At 38.2% G+C, this 21,344-nt stretch carries 26 protein-coding genes; 4 read left to right on the top strand and 22 right to left on the bottom strand.

The window, feature by feature from the left end:
* Window position 1 precedes the first annotated feature (1 nt).
* The 14 genes from rpsQ to rpsL all read right to left on the bottom strand — a co-directional run bounded on the left by rpsQ (window position 2) and on the right by rpsL (window position 8,223).
* A complete protein-coding gene (rpsQ, locus tag E0W68_RS00910; protein WP_135217526.1) occupies window positions 2-259 on the bottom strand; it encodes a 30S ribosomal protein S17 in 258 nt (85 codons plus the stop codon).
* Window positions 260-277: 18 nt separating this feature from the next.
* Window positions 278-469: a 50S ribosomal protein L29 gene (rpmC, locus tag E0W68_RS00915; RefSeq protein WP_114676967.1), complete on the bottom strand. Its 192-nt coding sequence runs from the start codon at window positions 467-469 to the stop codon at window positions 278-280.
* 13 nt (window positions 470-482) lie between these two features.
* On the bottom strand, window positions 483-902 hold the full coding sequence (rplP, locus tag E0W68_RS00920; protein ID WP_135217527.1) for a 50S ribosomal protein L16: 420 nt from the start codon (window positions 900-902) through the stop codon (window positions 483-485).
* A gap of 19 nt (window positions 903-921) precedes the next feature.
* Window positions 922-1,665 carry a 30S ribosomal protein S3 gene (gene rpsC, locus E0W68_RS00925; RefSeq protein WP_135217528.1) on the bottom strand — a complete coding sequence of 248 codons (744 nt, stop codon included), beginning with the start codon at window positions 1,663-1,665 and terminating at the stop codon, window positions 922-924.
* A gap of 8 nt (window positions 1,666-1,673) precedes the next feature.
* Complete coding sequence (gene rplV / locus E0W68_RS00930; RefSeq protein WP_135217529.1) at window positions 1,674-2,087, bottom strand: 50S ribosomal protein L22; 414 nt, start codon at window positions 2,085-2,087, stop codon at window positions 1,674-1,676.
* Window positions 2,088-2,096: 9 nt separating this feature from the next.
* Window positions 2,097-2,375: a 30S ribosomal protein S19 gene (rpsS, locus tag E0W68_RS00935; protein WP_135217530.1), complete on the bottom strand. Its 279-nt coding sequence runs from the start codon at window positions 2,373-2,375 to the stop codon at window positions 2,097-2,099.
* Window positions 2,376-2,385: 10 nt separating this feature from the next.
* Window positions 2,386-3,210: a 50S ribosomal protein L2 gene (gene rplB, locus E0W68_RS00940; protein ID WP_135217531.1), complete on the bottom strand. Its 825-nt coding sequence runs from the start codon at window positions 3,208-3,210 to the stop codon at window positions 2,386-2,388.
* A gap of 6 nt (window positions 3,211-3,216) precedes the next feature.
* Complete coding sequence (gene rplW, locus E0W68_RS00945) at window positions 3,217-3,507, bottom strand: 50S ribosomal protein L23 (RefSeq protein ID WP_135217532.1); 291 nt, start codon at window positions 3,505-3,507, stop codon at window positions 3,217-3,219.
* Between the two features lie 7 nt (window positions 3,508-3,514).
* Window positions 3,515-4,144 carry a 50S ribosomal protein L4 gene (gene rplD / locus E0W68_RS00950; RefSeq protein ID WP_135217533.1) on the bottom strand — a complete coding sequence of 210 codons (630 nt, stop codon included), beginning with the start codon at window positions 4,142-4,144 and terminating at the stop codon, window positions 3,515-3,517.
* Window positions 4,144-4,761, bottom strand: a complete 618-nt coding sequence (rplC, locus tag E0W68_RS00955) for a 50S ribosomal protein L3 (protein ID WP_135217534.1) — start codon at window positions 4,759-4,761, stop codon at window positions 4,144-4,146. Before rplC ends, rplD begins: the two co-directional genes overlap by 1 nt.
* 115 nt (window positions 4,762-4,876) lie before the next feature.
* Complete coding sequence (gene rpsJ, locus E0W68_RS00960; protein ID WP_114676975.1) at window positions 4,877-5,182, bottom strand: 30S ribosomal protein S10; 306 nt, start codon at window positions 5,180-5,182, stop codon at window positions 4,877-4,879.
* An 11-nt stretch (window positions 5,183-5,193) separates the two neighbouring features.
* On the bottom strand, window positions 5,194-7,317 hold the full coding sequence (gene fusA, locus E0W68_RS00965) for an elongation factor G (RefSeq protein WP_135217535.1): 2,124 nt from the start codon (window positions 7,315-7,317) through the stop codon (window positions 5,194-5,196).
* Between the two features lie 22 nt (window positions 7,318-7,339).
* A complete protein-coding gene (rpsG, locus tag E0W68_RS00970; RefSeq protein ID WP_135217536.1) occupies window positions 7,340-7,816 on the bottom strand; it encodes a 30S ribosomal protein S7 in 477 nt (158 codons plus the stop codon).
* A gap of 26 nt (window positions 7,817-7,842) precedes the next feature.
* Window positions 7,843-8,223 (bottom strand): 30S ribosomal protein S12, encoded by a 381-nt coding sequence (rpsL, locus tag E0W68_RS00975; RefSeq protein ID WP_135217537.1) that lies wholly within the window; start codon window positions 8,221-8,223, stop codon window positions 7,843-7,845.
* 182 nt (window positions 8,224-8,405) lie between these two features.
* Between rpsL and E0W68_RS00980 the strand changes: the two genes are divergently transcribed.
* Window positions 8,406-10,073 carry a BamA/TamA family outer membrane protein gene (locus E0W68_RS00980; protein WP_135217538.1) on the top strand — a complete coding sequence of 556 codons (1,668 nt, stop codon included), beginning with the start codon at window positions 8,406-8,408 and terminating at the stop codon, window positions 10,071-10,073.
* A 65-nt stretch (window positions 10,074-10,138) separates the two neighbouring features.
* On the opposite strand, the gene E0W68_RS00985 is transcribed toward E0W68_RS00980, so the two are convergent.
* Window positions 10,139-12,877, bottom strand: coding sequence for a fibronectin type III domain-containing protein (locus E0W68_RS00985; protein WP_135217539.1), 2,739 nt, complete (start codon window positions 12,875-12,877; stop codon window positions 10,139-10,141).
* A gap of 229 nt (window positions 12,878-13,106) precedes the next feature.
* On the opposite strand from E0W68_RS00985, the gene rlmB reads away from it, so the two are divergent.
* Window positions 13,107-13,841 (top strand): 23S rRNA (guanosine(2251)-2'-O)-methyltransferase RlmB, encoded by a 735-nt coding sequence (rlmB, locus tag E0W68_RS00990; RefSeq protein ID WP_135217540.1) that lies wholly within the window; start codon window positions 13,107-13,109, stop codon window positions 13,839-13,841.
* Between the two features lie 11 nt (window positions 13,842-13,852).
* Here the strand turns inward: rlmB and E0W68_RS00995 are convergent, their stop codons facing one another.
* Entirely contained in the window at window positions 13,853-14,656 is an 804-nt protein-coding gene (locus E0W68_RS00995) for a rhomboid family intramembrane serine protease (RefSeq protein WP_135217541.1), read from the bottom strand.
* A gap of 93 nt (window positions 14,657-14,749) precedes the next feature.
* Between E0W68_RS00995 and E0W68_RS01000 the strand changes: the two genes are divergently transcribed.
* Window positions 14,750-16,027 carry a replication-associated recombination protein A gene (locus E0W68_RS01000; RefSeq protein ID WP_135217542.1) on the top strand — a complete coding sequence of 426 codons (1,278 nt, stop codon included), beginning with the start codon at window positions 14,750-14,752 and terminating at the stop codon, window positions 16,025-16,027.
* Between the two features lie 42 nt (window positions 16,028-16,069).
* Here E0W68_RS01000 and E0W68_RS01005 read toward each other — a convergent pair whose 3' ends face one another.
* The 6 genes from E0W68_RS01005 to radC are packed head-to-tail and all read right to left on the bottom strand — an operon-like array spanning window position 16,070 to window position 20,676.
* Complete coding sequence (locus tag E0W68_RS01005) at window positions 16,070-16,804, bottom strand: hypothetical protein (RefSeq protein WP_135217543.1); 735 nt, start codon at window positions 16,802-16,804, stop codon at window positions 16,070-16,072.
* Between the two features lie 6 nt (window positions 16,805-16,810).
* Window positions 16,811-17,500: a YjjG family noncanonical pyrimidine nucleotidase gene (locus E0W68_RS01010; protein ID WP_135217544.1), complete on the bottom strand. Its 690-nt coding sequence runs from the start codon at window positions 17,498-17,500 to the stop codon at window positions 16,811-16,813.
* Complete coding sequence (locus E0W68_RS01015; protein WP_135217545.1) at window positions 17,500-18,006, bottom strand: hypothetical protein; 507 nt, start codon at window positions 18,004-18,006, stop codon at window positions 17,500-17,502. The genes E0W68_RS01010 and E0W68_RS01015 overlap by 1 nt, the downstream gene beginning before the upstream one ends.
* Window positions 17,999-19,306, bottom strand: a complete 1,308-nt coding sequence (locus tag E0W68_RS01020; protein WP_135217546.1) for an ABC transporter permease — start codon at window positions 19,304-19,306, stop codon at window positions 17,999-18,001. Before E0W68_RS01020 ends, E0W68_RS01015 begins: the two co-directional genes overlap by 8 nt.
* Window positions 19,303-19,932 (bottom strand): ABC transporter ATP-binding protein, encoded by a 630-nt coding sequence (locus E0W68_RS01025; protein ID WP_135217547.1) that lies wholly within the window; start codon window positions 19,930-19,932, stop codon window positions 19,303-19,305. Before E0W68_RS01025 ends, E0W68_RS01020 begins: the two co-directional genes overlap by 4 nt.
* 45 nt (window positions 19,933-19,977) lie before the next feature.
* Window positions 19,978-20,676, bottom strand: coding sequence for a RadC family protein (radC, locus tag E0W68_RS01030; protein ID WP_135217548.1), 699 nt, complete (start codon window positions 20,674-20,676; stop codon window positions 19,978-19,980).
* A 98-nt stretch (window positions 20,677-20,774) separates the two neighbouring features.
* On the opposite strand from radC, the gene E0W68_RS01035 reads away from it, so the two are divergent.
* Window positions 20,775-21,344 carry a DUF1287 domain-containing protein gene (locus E0W68_RS01035; RefSeq protein ID WP_135217549.1) on the top strand — a complete coding sequence of 190 codons (570 nt, stop codon included), beginning with the start codon at window positions 20,775-20,777 and terminating at the stop codon, window positions 21,342-21,344.

Below are 21,344 nucleotides of genomic sequence, written 5' to 3' on the forward strand. Positions count from 1 at the left end.
ATTACTTCGCTCTTTCAATGATTTCTACTAATCTCCAACATTTGGATTTACTTAAAGGACGTGTTTCCATAATCCTTACAGTATCGCCAATGTTACAGTCGTTTGTTTCGTCGTGCGCAACATATTTCTTAGTTTTTAACACGAACTTACCGTATAACGGGTGTTTTACTTTTCTTGTTTCAGAAACAACAATAGACTTAGTCATTTTGTTACTAGTAACAACACCTATTCGTTCTTTTCTTAAATTTCTTTTTTCCATCTTTCAGCTAGACTACAATTATTGCAATTCGCGTTTGCTTAGCTCAGTAGCTACTCTCGCAATAGACCTTCTTACAGTTCTAATCTGTAATGGGTTTTCAATAGGAGATATAGCGTGAGCTGATTTTAGATCAGCATATGTCTTTCTCAATTCACCAAGTTTACCTTGTAACTCAGCTGCAGATAGATCTTTAATTTCTGATTGTTTCATAATAAATGTTTAATTATGCTTCAAAGTCTCTGGCAACAATAAACTTAGTTTTCACAGGAAGCTTCTGTGCAGCAAGACGTAAAGCCTCTTTTGCTACCGTTATTGGTACTCCTCCTACTTCAAACATGATTCTTCCGGGTTTAACAACTGCAGCCCAATATTCAACCGCACCTTTACCTTTACCCATACGTACCTCAAGAGGTTTCTTGGTGATAGGTTTATCCGGAAAGATTTTAATCCACAATTGACCTTCCCTTTTCATAAAACGAGTTGCTGCGATACGGGCAGCTTCTATTTGACGGGAAGTAATAAAAGATGAATCTAAAGACTTTATACCAAACATTCCATTAGAGAGTTCGTGTCCTCTTTGAGACAGTCCCTTCATTCTACCTTTCTGTACCTTACGGTATTTTGTTCTTTTTGGCTGTAACATTTTTCTTTAGTTTAAATAATTACTTTCTTTTGCGTTGGTTTGGTCTTCCGCCTGGTCCACCTGCATTAGGTCTTCCCTGAGATCCTGAAGATTTGGATTGTTTTTTATCCATACCTACTAACGGAGAAAGATCTCTCTTGCCGTAAACTTCACCTTTCATGATCCACACTTTAATTCCCATTCTACCATAAGTAGTATGAGCTTCAGCAAGTGCATAATCAATATCTGCTCTGAAAGTTGATAGAGGAATTCTACCTTCCTTGAACATTTCAGAACGTGCCATTTCAGCACCATTCAAACGACCTGAAATCATAATCTTAATACCTTCTGCATTCATTCGCATAGCTGCAGCAATAGCCATTTTAATTGCCCTTCTGTAAGAAATACGGCTTTCAATCTGACGAGCCACGCTTGCACCTACAAGATAAGCATCAAGTTCAGGTCTTTTAATTTCAAAGATGTTGATTTGAACCTCTTTGTCTGTAATTTTCTTAAGTTCTTCTTTCAGCTTGTCTACCTCCTGACCGCCTTTACCAATAATGATACCTGGGCGTGCCGTGGTGATAGTAACGGTTACAAGTTTTAGAGTTCTCTCGATTATTACTTTTGATACACTAGCTTTTGATAAACGCGCATGGATATACTTTCTGATTTTATGATCTTCGGCAAGTTTATCACCGTAATCATTTCCACCATACCAGTTAGAATCCCATCCTCTGATGATGCCAAGGCGATTTCCTATCGGATTTGTCTTTTGTCCCATACTGTATATTAATTGCTTTGTGTATTATTGTTAATAGCTCCAAGCACGATTGTAACGTGATTAGAACGTTTTCTTATTCTATGAGCGCGACCCTGTGGTGCAGGTCTAAGTCTTTTTAACATTGTTCCGCCATCCACTCTGATCTCTTTTACAAAAAGACCGGCTTCTTCAAGATTTTCCTCGCTGTTTTTTTGTTGCCAGTTATTAATAGCTGATAACAAAAGTTTTTCAAGTTTACGAGAAGCTTCTTTACTATTAAATTTCAATATATTAAGAGCCAATTCTACCCTTTTACCTCTTACCAAATCTGCAACTATACGCATTTTTCGTGGCGAAGTTGGGCAGTTATTAAGCTTGGCAAATGCAATCTGCCTGTTAGCTTCTTTTATCTGCTCTGCTCTTTCTCTTTTACGAACTCCCATAGCTTCTTATTATTTTTTACCTTTATTTTTAGCACCGGCGTGACCTCTGAAAGAGCGCGTTGGTGAAAATTCTCCTAGTTTATGACCTACCATATTCTCTGTAACGTAAACGGGAACGAATTGACGTCCGTTATGCACTGCTATAGTTTGTCCAACAAAATCAGGGGTAATCATTGAAGCGCGAGACCATGTCTTAACAACACCTTTATTACCTTTCTCTATATTTTCTTGAACTTTTTTCTCTAATTTATAATGAACGTAAGGTCCTTTTTTTAATGAACGTGCCATATCTACTTAATTATTTTTTTCTACGTTCTATAATATACTTATTACTCGGATTAACTTTAGAACGAGTCCTGTAACCTTTAGCCGGAAGACCTTTTCTAGAGCGTGGGTGACCTCCTGAAGAACGTCCTTCACCACCACCCATCGGGTGATCAACAGGGTTCATAGCTACCGGTCTTGTTCTTGGTCTTCTGCCCAACCATCTGGATCTACCCGCTTTACCGGAAACAATCAACTGATGGTCTGAGTTAGAAACCGCACCAATAGTAGCCGTACAGGTTAAAAGGATTAACCTTGTTTCTCCTGAAGGCATTTTTATTGTTGCATATTTTCCGTCTCTTGCCATTAACTGGGCAAAAGTACCTGCGCTACGTGCTATTACAGCACCTTGACCCGGACGTAGTTCAATACAAGATATAACAGTTCCCAGAGGAATTTTACTTAAAGGTAATGCATTACCGATTTCGGGCGCAGCATCTTCTCCTGAAACTACAGTTTGACCTACCTGAAGCCCGTTTTGGGCAACTATGTAAGCTTTTTCTCCGTCAGCATATTCCAATAAAGAAATAAATGCTGAACGGTTTGGATCGTATTCAATAGTTTTAACCGTAGCAGGCGCACCTACTCTGGTTCTTTTAAAATCAATGATACGATATCTACGTTTGTGACCACCGCCTACATAACGCATGGTCATTTTTCCTTGACTATTTCTACCTCCTGAGTTTTTTATCGGTGCGATTAATGAACGCTCCGGCTTATCAGTTGTAATAGTGTCAAAGCTATTAACAACTCTAAAACGCTGACCCGGGGTAATAGGTTTTAATTTTCTTACTGACATTTTATCTTAGATATTGTTGTAAAAATCTATTGTTTCTCCTTCTTGTACTTGTACAATTGCTTTTTTGTAAGCATTTGTCTTTCCTGATATTAAACCACTTTTAGTGTATTTAACTGATCTATCAGCTCTGTAAATCATCGTATTAACATTTAGTACAGAAACCCCATAAGCAGCCTCAACAGCCTTTTTTATCTGGATTTTATTAGCACGTTTGTCAACAACAAAACCAAAACGGTTGAAAACTTCTCCCTCTTTGGTAATTTTTTCAGTGATGATAGGCTTAATTATAATGCTCATATCGCTATTATTTGCTTAAATTTTCTACAATCCCCTCTAATGAACCCTCCGTAAGAACTAAAGTATTCGCATGAATAACTGCGTAAGTATTTAATTCTGAACTAGTTATAACAGTAGAGCTTTTTAAATTGCGTGACGACAAATATACGTTTTTATTTGTATCACCCAACACAAATAAAGATTTTTTATTATCTAACCCTAAAGCTTTCAAAACATTAATGAAATTTTTAGTGTTTGGCACATCAAAATTGAAATCTTCTACAACAACTAAGTTTGAATCTTTCGCTTTTAATGCTAATGCCGATTTTCTTGCAAGACGCTTAAGGTTTTTATTCAATTTAAAAGAATAACTTCTTGGTCTTGGTCCGAAAATAGTACCTCCACCCTTAAATACCGGGCTCTTAATACTACCTGCACGTGCAGTACCGGTACCTTTTTGTTTCTTTATTTTACGTGTACTTCCTGTTACTTCAGCTCTTTCTTTAGCCTTATGAGTACCCTGCCTTTGGTTAGCAAGGTATTGCTTAACATCAAGGTAAACAGCATGCTTGTTAGGCTCAATTGCGAATACTGAATCAGAAAGGGTTACCGTTCTGCCAGTTTCTTTTCCGTTGATATCTAATACTTTTACTTCCATTACTTCTGAATGATTACATACGAGTTTTTATGGCCCGGCACAGCACCTTTTATAACAAGAAGATTTTTCTCTGCCACCACTTTTAAAACTGTAAGGTTTTGTATTGTTACATTTTCTCCACCTGTTCTTCCTGCCATACGCATACCCTTAAATACTCTTGAAGGATAAGACGACGCACCCACAGAACCCGGTGCTCTTAATCGGTTATGCTGACCGTGTGTAGCTTGACCAACTCCACCAAAACCGTGACGTTTTACTACACCCTGAAAGCCTTTACCTTTAGATACTCCTTGTACATCTACAAATTCGCCCTCTTTGAACAAATCTACAGTTAGAACATCACCTAAGTTATGCTCTTCTTCAAAATACTTGAATTCAACAACTTTTTTCTTGCCAGAAGTACCTGCTTTTTTAAAGTGACCTTCGGCCGCTTTTACTACATGTTTTTCTGCTTTGTCATCGAAACCAAGTTGTAACGCTTTATACCCGTCAACCTCTTTGGTTCTGACTTGGGTAACGACACAAGGACCTGCTTCGATTACTGTACACGGTATGTTTTTACCGTTTTCATCGAAAATACTGGTCATGCCGATTTTTCTTCCAATTAACCCAGACATATTAAACTAATTATTAATTACTATTTATTAAAAACTCTTTATTGGTAGGAGATATAAGAATTGAGTATCGAGTCTTATCTCGATACTCAACTTAATAAACTCATTTCCTTTATAATTACACCTTTATTTCAACTTCTACACCACTGGGAAGCTCTAATTTCATTAGTGCATCGATAGTTTTAGAAGAAGAACTGTAGATGTCAAGAAGTCTTTTGTATGAACTAACTTCAAACTGCTCTCTTGATTTTTTATTTACGTGCGGAGAACGCAGTACTGTAAAAATCTTTTTGTTCGTTGGCAACGGTATAGGGCCGGTAACTACGGCTCCTGTGCTTTTTACCGTTTTAACGATCTTCTCTGCAGACTTATCTACAAGGCTATGATCGTATGATTTTAATTTTATTCTGATTTTTTGACTCATTTTCTTTAAAATTAAGCGTTTCCTTTAGCTTTTTTGATTACTTCCTCCGATATATTTGAAGGTGTCTCTGCATAGTGAGAAAATTCCATTGTAGATGTAGCTCTACCTGAAGATAATGTTCTTAAAGTAGTTACATAACCAAACATTTCTGATAAAGGAACATTTGCTTTAATGGTTTTAGCTCCCGCTCTGTCACCCATATCACTCACCTGACCTCTTCTTCTGTTAAGGTCACCCACGATATCACCCATGTTTTCTTCAGGAGTAATAACTTCCATTTTCATTATAGGCTCAAGGATAACGGCACCGGCAGCACGACCGGATTCTTTATAACCCATTTTTGCAGCTAATTCAAATGATAATGCATCTGAATCGACAGGGTGGAAAGATCCGTCTTTCAAAATTACTTTTAAGCTGTCAACTTCATAACCTGCAAGCGGTCCTTGTTTCATAGCCATTTTAAAGCCTTTTTCTACAGATGGGATATATTCTTTAGGAACGTTACCACCTTTTACCTCATTAATGAACTGAAGTCCTACAACACCTTCGTCTGCAGGTCCTATTTCGAAAACGATATCAGCAAATTTACCACGACCACCTGATTGCTTTTTATAAACCTCTCTGTGTTGGGCATTTTTAGTAAACGCTTCTTTATATTCAACCTGAGGCTCTCCTTGGTTAACCTCAACTTTAAACTCTCTTTTAAGACGGTCAACAAGGATGTCAAGGTGAAGCTCACCCATACCTGATATAATAGTTTGACCTGAAGCTTCATCTGTTTTAACCTGGAATGTTGGATCTTCTTCTGCAAGTTTAGCCAAAGCCATACCCATTTTATCAACATCCGCTTTAGTTTTAGGCTCAATAGCGATACCTATTACCGGATCAGGAAAATCCATACTTTCAAGTACTATAGGATGTTTTTCATCACATAGTGTATCTCCGGTCTTGATGTCTTTAAATCCTACTGCTGCTCCAATATCACCCGCCTCGATATATTCGATTGGGTTTTGTTTGTTAGCGTGCATTTGGTAAATACGAGAGATACGCTCTTTGTTGCCGGAACGTGTGTTTAACACATAAGAACCTGCATCAAGACGACCTGAATAAGCCCTGAAGAATGCTAAACGACCAACAAAAGGATCTGTAGCAATTTTAAATGCCAAAGCAGCAAAAGGTGCCGCAACATCAGGCTTACGTAATTCTTCTTTTTCGCTGTCAGGATTAGTTCCCATAATACCTTCTTTATCCATTGGAGACGGAAGGTATTTACAAACTGCATCCAGCATAAACTGAACACCTTTATTTTTAAATGCCGAACCACATATCATTGGTATGATAGACATATCAATAGTAGCTTTTCTTAAAGCGGCATTAATTTCATCTTCTGTGATAGAGTCTTCATCCTCAAAGAATTTTTCCATAAGAGTTTCATCATAGTCAGCAACAGCCTCTATAAGAGTAGCTCTGTACTGATGAACTTCTTCTTTCATATCTTCAGGAATAGGCACTATATCAAATGTTGCTCCCTGTGTTTCATCATGCCATATAATAGCTTGATTTTTAACAAGATCTACAACACCTTTAAAATCATTTTCCTCACCAATCGGCAAAGTAATAGCAACAGCATTAGATTTTAGCATGTCTCTTACCTGCTGGCATACTGCAAGGAAATTAGAACCCTGCCGGTCCATTTTATTTACAAAGCCCATACGAGGCACTTTGTAATTATCTGCAAGTCTCCAGTTTGTTTCAGATTGTGGCTCAACACCATCAACTGCGCTAAAAAGGAAAACAAGCCCATCAAGTACCCTTAACGAACGGTTTACCTCTACGGTAAAGTCAACGTGTCCGGGAGTATCAATAATATTAAAGTGGTAAGGTAATGTTTCAGGAAGTGGCTTACCTTGTTCTGTTGGAAAATTCCAAGTACAAGTTGTAGCAGCCGAAGTAATGGTAATACCTCTTTCCTGCTCCTGCGCCATCCAGTCCATCGTAGCTGCACCATCGTGCACCTCACCAATTTTGTGCGATTTACCGGTATAAAAAAGGATACGCTCTGTTGTTGTCGTTTTACCGGCATCAATGTGAGCCGCAATCCCTATGTTTCTCGTGAATTTTAAATCTCTTGCCATTGTATTGTTGTTTCTTTATGAATTAAAATCTAAAGTGAGAGAATGCTTTGTTAGCCTCTGCCATTTTATGAGTATCCATTCTCTTTTTAACAGCAGCACCTTCTTCTTTAGCAGCAGCTAAAATTTCTGATGCCAGTCTTTGAGCCATAGATTTCTCATTTCTTCTTCTTGCATAAAGTATTAACCATTTCATAGCCATAGATATTTTCCTGTCAGGACGTATCTGCATTGGTATTTGAAAGGTAGCACCACCTACCCTGCGGCTTCTTACCTCTACGTGAGGCATAACATTAGTTAATGCATCTTTCCACATTTCTAATGCTGATTTTTCTTCGTCCTGTTTTTTAGCCTCTACGATGTCTATTGCATCATAAAACACTTTAAAAGCAGTAGATTTCTTACCATCCCACATTAAGTTATTTACAAAACGTGTTACCAGCTGGTCATTAAACCTTGGATCTGGTAAAAGAGGTCTCTTTTTTGCCTGTCTTTTTCTCATGTTTTCTCTTTAAAACTCTTTAAAAATTACTTTTTGTCTTTAGGGCGTTTAGCACCATACTTAGATCTTCTCTGTAACCTTCCGCTTACGCCGGCAGTATCCAGAGCACCACGAACAATGTGGTATCTAACACCTGGTAAATCTTTAACCCTTCCACCCCTAACTAATACTATCGAGTGCTCTTGTAAGTTATGTCCTTCTCCGGGAATGTAAGCATTCACTTCATTTCCGTTTGTTAAACGTACCCTTGCAACTTTACGCATTGCAGAGTTTGGTTTTTTAGGTGTAGTTGTGTAAACACGTGTACATACACCTCTTCTTTGAGGACAAGAATCTAACGCAGCCGATTTACTCTTCTTAGTTATTTGGGTTCTCCCTGTTCTTACTAATTGTTGAATTGTAGGCATAATTATTATTAAAAATTTCTTATAATTAAAAAATCCCGCTTTTTTCGGGGTTGCAAATGTAGGAATTATAATTAATAAAACAAATCTTAACCTATTAATTTTCAAACGAATTCTCAACATAAAATGCACTTTATATTTTTTCAGGTTTTTTTGCGTTATTTTTACCGACAACACTTTTTGTATTGAAAAAAATTTCCCTCATATTTTTACTATTCGTGCTCTGCTTTTCGGTAAAAGCGCAAAACCTTTACTTGAAAGTGGAAGGCAGCACTGTTGCCGAAACAAAAGTTATCGATTCAATATCCTATAATAAAGTACACCAAGACGCCAAATCTATAATGGAAGAGGCGGCACTATTATCAGAAACTTTATTAAGAGCAGGCTATTTGGAGAATAGGGAAATTGCGCACCGCAAAGTGAATGACTCTGTATTTAACTATATATTTTCGATAGGGCAAAAAACGAATACTATACGTATATATACCGATAAGCTCTCTGATTTTCATAAACAGCTTTTAAATATCACGCAAGATACCATTACCCTATCCATTGCTGAAACCGAAAGCTTTATGAACAACAATATGGCTTTACTGGAAAAAAAGGGTTATTCTTTAAGTAATTTACAGTTAATAAACCTCGAAAAAAAGGATGCTGTTTTAACGGCTTCGCTTACAACTACAATAGAGAAGAAACGAACGCTTGACGGGCTGGTACTGGAAGGGTATAAAAAATTTCCCGAAGGCATACGCCGAAGCATATTACGAAAATATCGGGGCAAAACTTTTAACCGCGAAAACCTGCAACGGGTATATAACGATTTTAATGCCATACGATTTATAAACCAAGTGCGATATCCCGAAATACTGTTTAAAGAAGATACTACTAAAGTATATGTATATCTGGAAAAAGCAAAACCCAATACTTTTGACGGGTATATAGGTTTTTCTAACGATGAAAATGAAGGTAATGTTCGTTTTAACGGCTACTTGGATTTACTGCTCATCAATATACTGAACTCAGGAGAGCGGTTTAACCTGTATTGGAAGAACAACGGCGATGAGCAAACTACTTTTAACACCTCGCTGGAATTGCCTTATATTTTTAAAAGCCCGATAGGTATAAAAGCAAGCCTTAACATATTTAAACAGGACAGTACTTTTCAAACTACCGTTACCGACCTGAATGTTGGTTACTACTTTAATTACAACTCTCGGGTGTATTTGGGTTACAAACAAACCGAATCAGTAGATATACAAAATTTAGATAACAGTACCCTGAGTGATTACTCCAGTACATTCTATACTTCTACTTATGAATATACAGGCTATAGTTTTGATGATTTTCTGTTCCCCGAAAAAACATCGGTTTTCCTGAAAGGAGGCTTTGGCGCAAGAGACACCAAAACAAGCAGTACAGACCAATATTTTATACAAACTGATGTTTCGCATAACCTCTATCTTAATAAGCGTAATATTATTAATTTGAAAAATGAATCGTTTTACCTAAGCAGTAGCTCCTATATTATTAATGAGCTTTTCCGCTTTGGCGGTATTAATTCTATAAGAGGTTTTAACGAAAACAGCCTGCAGGCGAGTTTATATACTGCGCTCATGGCGGAATATCGATATGTAGTTGCACCTAACCTATATGTATATTCTATTACCGACTATGGCTACTTTCAGGATAAAACATCCGGGCTGAATGATAACCTGCTGGGGCTGGGGTTTGGGTTTGGGCTGTTTACTAACAACGGACTTTTTAATATTGTGTATGCTAACGGCAGCACTAAAGATGACAATATAAAATTATCTAACTCTATAGTACACCTCAGTTTTAAAACACGCTTTTAGCACACATTATATAACAGGAAAGGCTGCCAATGGCAGCCTTTGTATAAACATACTGAAAGAAGATGTTAGTCAACAATCACTTTCACGTTATATATTTTATTAGAATGTATCTTTAGTAAATAAACACCCGTAGGAAGACTTTGGTTTATTAAAGAGAAGTTATAATCATTAATATTTTTAGATGTATAGAACAGGTTACCTGTCATATCAAACACATCAATTTGGTCTATCGGGTATTTACATTTCACAAATGTTTTCTCTCCTTTCTTAACTGGATTAGGATATACCATAACAGCTTTTTCGCTGCTAAACTCGTCTAAGCCTGCATTAGGATCTTCTACTTGGAAAGAAACCCTGTTAGAAACTTCATTATAGGAATCATCTGTAAATATTACTATGAAGTACCCCCCTACTTCAGTTGGTAGGTTTTCATCAGGTATAATTTTACTACCCTCCGGCTGCCCGTCAAAATAAGTGTAACTTACTAATTCATCTTCATTAGGGTCATCACCTTCATTATATATACCTATCCAGTCTTTTATAATACCCGGAGCATCTGTCCATGTAGCAATTATATTTTCGTTAAGGTTATAAATCGTTTTGTTTATAGCCAGTTGTGTTATTTGGCTACCTACCTGAAAAAATACTCGCTCACCTATACTTTGGTAGCCGTCTTCTAAGAAATATTCAACAAAGTAATAACCATCTGCCAAACCTTCAAACGTAAACTCACCACTTGGCGTTGTAACATAACTCCATTGTACAGAGGCTGGTCCACCAGGAGTCTGCCCCACTTTATATATACCTATCCAGTCATTAGTAAGGTTAGGTCCGTTTTCATAACTAACAATTACATCACTACCCGACTCATACGTACTTTGATTTGTAGTTACCTCAACAAAAGGACCTACATAAAAAGCCTGTCTGTCAACTATCTCGGTATAACTGTCATTTTCAAAAAGAGTGGCATAATACATACCATAATCTGTAAGACCGCTAAATACTATATTACCACTTACCTGACCGTTAGTATAAGCCCAGTCCTGAGAAGGGCTTCCGCCACCCGGAGTTTGCTCATCTTTATATAATGCAACCCAGTCAGTAGCATTACCCGGAGTATCAGAGAAAGACACTGTTATAGGGGTATTAGGCTGGTATGCTATAGTATCGAGCTGTATTTGTGTATTAGCATAAGTACTATTAATAATATTAAATGATTTTGTATCACTCCATGGCGACCAGCTAAGATTCTGATCTCTGTGACGTACTTTTACAAAATATTGTCCATTAGGCACTTCATTCTCAGCAAGTGTAAGTTTTGTAATATCCACATTCAGATTAACGTTGGCAGATGTATCTACCTGAGTACCCACAGGACCATATAGGTCTTCAAAATCACGGTAAACGTCTTTTTCTATAATGTCAAAGTCAGCATTTTTACCAATCATAAACTGGGTACTGTTAAGCAATTCCTCTGATGTAGTGGTATAATCAGAACTTTCTATAACAAGCGGAAGTTCTACATCGCCCCCATCAAACTCATTTGTAATTTCAGGCTGTGCAGGAGCTTCAATACCTTTATAATGGTGGAATTCGTCCATCAGCTCATTATCTTTCCACTGATAAACACTTCCTATAGAATAAGACTCTACATCAAATGTATTGTTGTTTACATCTACATCAATAATTTGATACATCCAGTTAGAAATTGTTTTCTGTACATCTTCATAATTTTCTTCGGCAGCCATACCCCAGTACTGATCCCAAGCTACACCACCTGATATTATTTGGTAGGTTGGTGTGTCTTTAAGTTGTCCTCTGTGATATAAGTGGTGGTGCGCCCCTATATGAAGAATATGTTTTGGCGAAGTAACTAACACAGGCATTACCGTGTTGCGTACCCATTGCGAAATATCGCCTATATACTGCTCTGCCTGGTAAGGTCTGTGTCCCAATGATACTATCCACTCTACTGTATCATCATTATTAGCAGCTACCAATACTTGGTTTACCCAGTTTAGCTGTTGTGCTCCTGTATGCTCGGTATCAAGTGCTATAAAAAGCACATTACCTACTTGGTTAGCATAGTAATTTTCTGTTCCCGAAGATATACCCTGATATGACATCTCATCAAGTATGTAGTGGTCATAATAAGCCTGCATTGCCAGTGTACCATACGTTTCATGATTACCTACAAGTGTTTGTATAGGCAGGTATCCTGAAAGAGCTTTGTTTTTCTTGAAGTGTACATTTTCGTAATGATCCAGTGTACCTACGTCAACTTGGTCACCCACCATAACTGTCATAGCTATGTTGTCGGCAGGATCAAGACTTGTTCCCCATTTTTGTCCGATTTTACGCTTTGCAGCACTAACAAGCGAATCAAATCGAGGTACATTACGCATTTGATTATCACCCAATATCAGAAAACGAAGATGACCATCGACCGTAGCAGCTTCTCCTGCCAAAGGCATTGTTTTAAAAGAATAAACATCAGAAGTTATAGCTCCAGTCTTTATTCTGTAATAATACTTGGTGTTTGGGGTTAAACCTTCAACTTTTACCGTATGGTAAAAATAGTTAGCAGCATACCCTGTGTCAGAAAAAACCTCTGTAGAACCATTAACGATGTTAGTAAGAGCATCAGGAGTAGTACCGTACTCTACTATAGATTCGGTATTACTCTCTGTTTTCCAGTTTACATAAATTGAATTGGAAGTGGGTGCCTGTAAGTACGGGTAAATTGTTTGCGCTTTTAAGAACAGGAAGCTTAAAAGCATTACCATTAGGTAAACTTTTTTCATGATGTGTGTGTTGTAAATTAGTTTAGGAAATAATGGGCAAAATTAGCCTTGTAGTTCAACAAAAGGGTTAGATAATTTTAAAGAAAAGGTAACTATAGCACTATCTAAAGGTTAACTACATTAGCTTTTATTTAAATGTATCCTGAACTATTGTATATCTTAATTTAATACACTATCCTTTTGTCGATAGCAGTATTATTACCACAATAGAAGTTACTATATTTGCCGTATGGAAAAAGAGCATCAGATATTCGGGATAAGAGCCATTATAGAGGCAATACAGGCAGGCAAGGAAATAGATAAAGTGTTTATACAAAAAGAAGCTCAGGGCGACCTGATGCGTGACCTTATGAAAGTAATGAAACGCAACAGCATTAACTTTAGCTATGTACCTGTAGAAAAATTGAACCGACTGACCCCTAATAACCATCAGGGTGCAGTGGCAACCATTGCCCCAATTAAGTTCCATAATCTTGAGGTGCTTGTAGAGCAGGTTATGGAAAGTGGTAAAACTCCCCTATTCCTGATATTGGATCAGCTATCCGATGCGCGCAACTTTGGTGCAATAATCCGTACGGCTGAGTGTACCGGTGTAGATGGTATTATTATTCAAAAACAAGGCTCTGCACCCGTAAACGGCGATACCGTAAAAACATCGGCAGGAGCCGTATTTAATGTACCCATTTGTAAAGTAGAACACATTAAAGATGCTATTTTCCATTTGCAAGGCTCGGGTATAAAAACCATTGCCGCTACCGAAAAAACGGAAGATACCATTTATGATATCTCCTTTAAAGAGCCATTGGCAATCATTATGGGTTCGGAAGACAGGGGTATTAACCCATCGGTACTAAAAATAGTAGATGAAAAAGCAAAGCTGCCCATGTTTGGTACAATACAATCGTTAAATGTATCGGTTGCATGCGGTGCTTTTTTATATGAAGCTGTACGACAACGAATATAGATTTTAGAATATTAGATTTTTAGATTATCAGTCTCCTCATCATTATCTTCTTCGGTTGCTTTGGTATAGTTGTACACAATTCTTATTCGAGGCATAGTAGCTGAAACAGGCTGCACTGTTTCTTCTTCCTCTAACTCAGGTTCAGGTTTTGGCGGATTTATAAAATTACCGTTTTCATCAAACCGCTTCATAAAAGCATCCTCATCAGGATTAAAGTCCGGTCTTTGCCAATCATATACTATCGGTTTTTGGTAATCGGGAGCATCATATAATCGTGAGAAAACCACTCCTGTAATGAGCCCTGCCAAATGCCCTTCCCATGATATGCCTTTATCTACATCAGGAAAAACATACCATATCATACCGCCATACAGCATTATTATAGTGAGCGATAATGCTACCAATCGGTAGTAACCTGTTTGTATCCCTTTAAAAAACATAAAACTTACCAGTACATATATCAGCCCACTCGCTCCTATATGGTAAGACTCCCGCCCTATAAGCCAGGTAATAAACCCTGATAACAAAATACCATACCCAATAACCTGCAAGGCGTGTTTCCTGTAAAAAAAGCGTAATGCAGCAATGAGTACTAATAATGGTATCGAGTTATTATAAAGATGCTCAAGACTACCGTGTATAAACGGGCTGAACAGGATTCCCCTAAGCCCTTTTAAGGTGCGTGGGTAAACACCGTACTGCGCAAAGTTTACGGGAAATTTTATATCGATCCAGTATAGCAACCACAACAACACTACAAAATAGAGTGACCAAGCTACTACAGAGGGAGAAAATTTAAAGCGATTATCATTCACGGCAAAAGGTTATATCAAATGTAGTAATAGCTTGTCAAGAATTTAACCAATTTTTATATCGTGCAATTTTGTCATAATGATTAATTTTACATTATGGAAGCACCTTTGGCAGAACGCATACGTCCGCAACATTTATCAGAATATATTAGTCAGCAACACTTGGTAGGACCGCAAGGTTCGTTAACCCACCAAATTGCAAAAGGCATTATCCCCTCGTTATTGCTGTGGGGACCTCCCGGTACCGGAAAAACCACTCTTGCCCAAATTATGGCGCAGGAGTCGAAACGACCGTTTTATGTACTGAGTGCTATAAATTCAGGGGTAAAAGAAGTGCGTGAAGTTATAGAAAAGGCAAAGCAAAGTGGCGGACTATTTACAGCTAAAAACCCTATCCTTTTTATCGATGAGATTCATCGTTTCAGCAAATCGCAACAGGATTCATTACTTGCTGCTGTTGAAAAAGGCTGGGTAACGCTGATAGGCGCTACTACCGAAAATCCGAGTTTTGAAGTTATCCCTGCTTTATTGTCAAGATGTCAGGTATATGTGCTAAATCCGTTTTCGCGCGAAGATCTTGAAGCACTATTACACCGTGCTATGGAAAAAGATGAAATACTGAAACATAAAAATATTAATCTTAAAGAAACTGAGGCCTTACTGCGGCTATCGGGTGGCGACGGCAGGAAATTGCTCAATATTTTTGAGCTGGTTATCAATGCTACCGATGGCGATACTATTGAAATTACCAATGACAGGGTGATGCAACTGGCGCAAAAAAACACGGTACTGTATGACAAAACAGGAGAGCAGCATTATGATATTATTTCGGCTTTTATAAAATCGATGCGGGGCAGCGACCCTAACGGGGCGGTGTATTGGCTGGCACGCATGATAGAGGGCGGTGAAGACTTAAAGTTTATAGCCCGCCGTATGCTGATACTGGCAAGTGAAGATATCGGCAATGCTAACCCAACAGCGCTGATTATGGCTAACAATGCTTTTCAGGCAGTAGCAACTATCGGTTACCCTGAATCGCGCATTATACTGAGCCAGTGTGCAGTATATCTTGCCACTTCGCCAAAAAGTAATGCAAGCTACATGGCTATAAACAAAGCGCAGCAAATGGTAAAACAAACGGGCGACCTGCCTATACCGTTACACCTGCGTAATGCACCTACTAAGTTGATGAAGGAGTTAGGTTATGGCGAGGATTATAAATACTCACATGATTATGCTAATAACTTTGCCGAGCAGGAATTTTTACCGGATGAGATAAGCAATACTAAGTTTTATGACCCGGGTAATAACAGCAGAGAAAACAGCACTCGCGATTTCCTGAAAAACAGGTGGAAAGATAAGTATGGGTATTAAAAGGTGCTTAGACTCTTAGTAACTAAGAACCTAAGTGGCTCTTTAGAATTTTATATTCAGTTTTTCTATTACCAATTCTTCTTTTTGATAATACTGAAAAAACCAATTGCCGTCGTCTTTTAAAACAATACCGTTTTTGCCTTCGGCTGTGGCAATGTAGGAATCAGGCTGTGAGGTTTTGTATATTTTCAGTACTACTTTTGGGGCACTATCTACCAACTGATAGCCATTGGTAATGGGCTGGGCGAAAAGAGTTGATGCATCATTGCCGCTATCTGTTTTCGCTTCTACAAATCTTACTGTCGGCTCTTTGGGTTTAGTAACAGATGTGGTAGGTTTGGCATTCTCATTATAATCATATTGCATGGTATCGAGTGAGCGCGATGCTTCGCGCAATGCCTCGTAGTAAGCGTTTTTCAAAGCTTTCTCTTTACTCTCGCCTTTTATTGAAGTAAATAAGGTTTTACCCCAACAATCATTAATAGTAATAGTCAATCCGGTTTTAAACATGCTCGAATCTTCTGTTATGTCAGCATATAATGCCTTGCATCTATCAAAAGCCAGCTCATCGGGCATTTTATCTTTAGCATAAAACACGGTAAAGCCGTATTTCTCAAAAAGCATTTTGGTAAGCTCATTCAGGTTATACTCGCCACTCTTTTTTTGAAATTCAAACCTTTCGGGTACAATCAAATATTTGTAATCACTTATATCCTTATTTTGTGAAAAAGCTGAAAATGTCAGTAAAAAAGAAAGCAGTACTATAATTTTTCTCATAAGTGATTACAATAAATTTTTAAGATCCAGTAAATGATTGATCTGTTTGATAGAGGTATGCGTTTGTTTATTAAATTCGTTAAAATAGATAGCGTCAAGCCCATAATCCAAAGCTCCCTGTACATCCGCCTCTATACAGTCGCCTATCATTATACTGGTGTGTTTCTCAGCTTTTGCAGCTCTTAAAGCATACTCATATATAGCGGGATTGGGCTTTTTACACCCTGCAAGTTCCGAATTAGTTACTGTTTCGAAATAGTGATGAATATTTGAGTTTTTAAGTTTGCCATTTTGCACCTCGTGGAAACCGTTGGTAATAATGTGCAGACTATATTTTGGTTTTAAATATTCTAAAACTTCAACAGCTCCTTCATATAAATAATTGTATGTGGGAAGATATTTTATATAATCATCCGAGAGCAGGTTAATCATATCATCTTCGATAACAAAACCCAGAATATCAAACGCTTCTTTAAATCGCTGATAGCGCAGTTCCTGTTGGGTAATTTTGCCGTCGCGATACAGTTTCCAATATTTAAGATTTATAGGAACATATTGTGCTATAAACTCTGAAATCTCAACACCAATGTTGTGCTTAACCAATATCGTTTCAAATGTAAATGCTGAATTTTTCTCAAAATCCCACAGCGTATGGTCGAGGTCAAAAAAGACTGTCTTCTTGTCGGTTATTCGCATTACTTCCCTTTTACAATAACAGCATTTTCTATATGATAAATCCAGTCGTCAACATCCGAATCGTTATAACGAAAAGTACCCTGTAAGGTTACATACTGATCTGTTTTCAGTCGAATTGACGGGTCTTTAAATTTTATTCCCATAATCGTTTCCGGTCCTGCCTGTCCGCAAAAAAAGCAGGATGCAAAAACATTTTTACTCAAAGCATAGTTTTTATTATCAATAGGTATAATAAAACCGCTCATTACTATGGGTTCCTTATTTTTGGCTTTCAGTGTTGTATTTACCACCGGGTACATTACCCCTTCAGGATAATCATCGCTCGGTTTTTTTATATACTTAATCTCTCCCAACAACTTCCAACTTAGCGTATCAGCAAAAGTGCTGTAATTAAAAGCCTCGTTGTCAAAAATATGTCCACCGTATATCGCAGACGGGGTACTTAAAGCTGTCAGAAAAAATCCGGATGAAATTAATAATGATAAAATGAAAAATGTTTTACGCATTTGCCAATGTTTTTGATATGTTTAAACTATATGCTTTTACGGCGGGGATTACGGCTGCCAAAATCCCTACAAAGATAGTGAGCAGAAATAAATATCCCTCTTTCTCCCAAACAAACTCGAGGGGATTGAACGACATTTTAAATTCCTCTTCCGATGAACCCGAAATTAGCACTAATGCTATTCTCCCAACAATCGTTCCAAACAAAAAGCCTGTAATGCATAATAATAAACTTTCTATAAGCACCAATGCCAATAATTGAAAACGGCTTGCACCATTAACGCGCAATAAGGCAAATTCGTATTTTCTTTCCTTTAATGTATTGTAAAGCGCGATAAATATACTGATGCCCGAAATTAGCATGATACCATAGGCTAAGTACTGCAATGCCTGTAACCCGATACCAAAAAGCCCGAACAATCGGTTTATTTCTTTCCCCGGCGAAGCTGCCTGCATTTTGGTATTCATGGGTATCATAAATTGCCAGGACAAGAGCGCCGGTTTATTCTTCATTTTTATCAGTACCGCAGTTATCTCTTTCCCCTCTTCACTTATCTGTATTTCTTCTGTATGGTTGTGGGCTTCCTCATTTTCATGGTCGTGGTCATGCTCATCATGGTTGTGTACCTCTCCCGCTGCTTCGTGGTGTTCATGTTCATCATGGCTATGCTCCTCTCCTTCTGCATGGTCATGATCGTGCATTGCCCATACACTTTGTATGTTACAAAGTATAAGATTATCAACAACTTTACCGGTTTCGGCACTAATACCCACCACTTTATAGGCATGGTCTTTATGTACCTCGCCTTCTTCGCTGTCGCCATGCGACCCAAAAAATGTATCGCCTATTTTAAGCTTCATTTTTTCGGCTACAGCACTCCCTATTACTACTTCAAAATTTGTACTGAAAATTTTACCTTGTTGTATTTTAGCGTCATATTTTTTCAGATAATCGGGGGTAGTTCCCACTATACGGAAACCCCTGTAATTATCGCCAAAGGCGAGTGGTATTGCTGTTTCTACAAACGGATGATCCATCCATTTTTTCGCCTCCGTATAATTGATGTTACCCGTAGGGGCATCTACCTGATAAACGGATGAGAGTATCAATTGTAACGGACTGCCCTGTGCCCCAAGCACCAAATCGATACCGTCTATATTGCTGTTAAATTTCTTTTCGAATTGGTTTTGTAAAAGTATAAGCAACGTAATTATAGCCACACTTGCCGTAAGCAATATAATACTAAGCAAGGTATTGAGTGGTTTAAACCAAATGTTTCTCCAAGCTATTTTCGTAATCATGATAAAGTTATTTGGTTAGAAAAACGGTCTTTCAGCCTTTGGTCGTGGGTTACAATTACTAACGCCGTGCCATACTGTTTTGCCAAACCCGAAAGCATATCGGCTACAATAAAAGCGTTTTCATCATCGAGGCTCGAGGTGGGTTCGTCAGCCAAAAGCAATTTGGGTTCGTTGATTAAAGCTCGTGCTATTGAAGCTCGTTGCTGCTGCCCGATACTCAGTTGTGAAGGGAGTTTATGCATCTGGTCTTTCAGCCCCAGTTGTTCCAGTAGTTGCCGGGCTTTTTGTACCGCCTGCCTGCCTGTGGCAAGCCACGAAGCCAAAACAACATTTTCTTCTACACTTAAAGATTCTACAAAATATGATTGCTGTAGTACCAGCCCTATATTTTGCCCTCTGAAACGGTCTAATTTTTTATCGGATAATGTAGGTAAGTTGGTATCTTCAATACGTATCTCTCCCGACTGCGGCTTGAGTAAACCGCCCAAAAGGTGTAGCAATGTAGTTTTACCTTTACCGGAACCACCTGTTATTAATAAGGTTTCTCCGCGTTGTGCTGTTATATCAGGGAAATTAAATTCAGTGCCTTTTCCGTACGAAAACTGAATATTTCTTGTACTTATCATGCAGTAACATTTTATATGCCCTGCAAGTTAGGCAAAAAGCAGGGATTATAAAACACCCTCATCGGCAAAACTGTAGTACCCGTTTTCGGTTACAATTACATGATCCAGTACACTAATATTAAGGCTTTTTCCTGCTGTCTTTAATTGGCGTGTTATATTTTTATCTTCATCACTTGGTCGTAGGTTTCCCGAAGGGTGATTGTGTACCACAATAATTCCTACGGCATTTTGTTCCAATGCGGTTTTAAACACAATGCGAACATCAACCACAGTACCTGTAATACCTCCTTTACTCAATTGGTTTTTATAAATTACTTTGTTGGAATTATTAAGGTAAATAATCCAAAATTCCTCATGGGGCAATTCGCCTATTATGGGTTGCATAATCTGGAAAACAGCACGGCTGGACGTAATTTGTTTCAGGTCGATACCATCCTCTTCCCTGCGCCTGCGTCCGAGTTCCATAGCTGCGGCAATACTTATGGCTTTGGCTTCGCCTATCCCTTTAAACTGCATGAGTTGTTGTAAAGAGAGTTTGCCCAAAGCATTCAGGTTATTATCTACACTTGCCAGTATGCGCTTACTCAGTTCTACCGCGCTTTCATTTCGACTGCCCGAACCGATAAGAATGGCAATAAGCTCGGCATCGCTAAGAGCGGTTTTACCTTTTTGCATCAATTTCTCACGAGGCTTGTCGTCTTCTGCCCAGTGTTTTATCGAAAAGGGGCTTTGTGTTTCTTCCATACCAATTTTAAGAAGTGATAGGTGCTAATATACCCTTTTTTTAAAAACGGATATACTATGTGTAAATATTCTTACGTTTTTATAACAAACCAACTGATATGAAATACATTATACCTTTATTATTTCTATTACTAAGCCCTGTTCAGGATACTTTTTCGGAAAAACTTTCTGATGCTGCGATATCGCTTACAAAAGATTATGTACACTATGATGGCAGTTACCGTAAGATATCCTACCCTAATGGCGATGTACCTAAAAATGTGGGTGTATGTACGGATGTAGTAATACGTGCCTACCGTAAACTGGGCGTTGATCTGCAAAAAGAGGTACACGAAGACATGAAAGCGAATTTTTCGAAATATCCTAAAAACTGGGGTATGAAACATACAGACACCAATATTGACCACAGGCGTGTGCCTAACCTGCAAACATTCTTTACACGAAAAGGGAAATCATTATCTGTTACTCAAAATGCTGCCGACTATAAACCGGGCGACATTGTAACTTGGATGCTTACCCCCAGCCTGCCCCATATAGGCATTGTGGTGAACCGAAAATCAAAAGACGGTAAACGCTATATGATAGTACACAATATCGGGAGCGGGCAAAACCTTGAAGATTGTCTTTTCAGTTATACCCTGTCGGAGCATTACAGATATGCTCCCTAA

This window comes from Flavobacterium salilacus subsp. salilacus (assembly GCF_004634195.1).
Classification (GTDB): domain Bacteria; phylum Bacteroidota; class Bacteroidia; order Flavobacteriales; family Flavobacteriaceae; genus Flavobacterium; species Flavobacterium salilacus.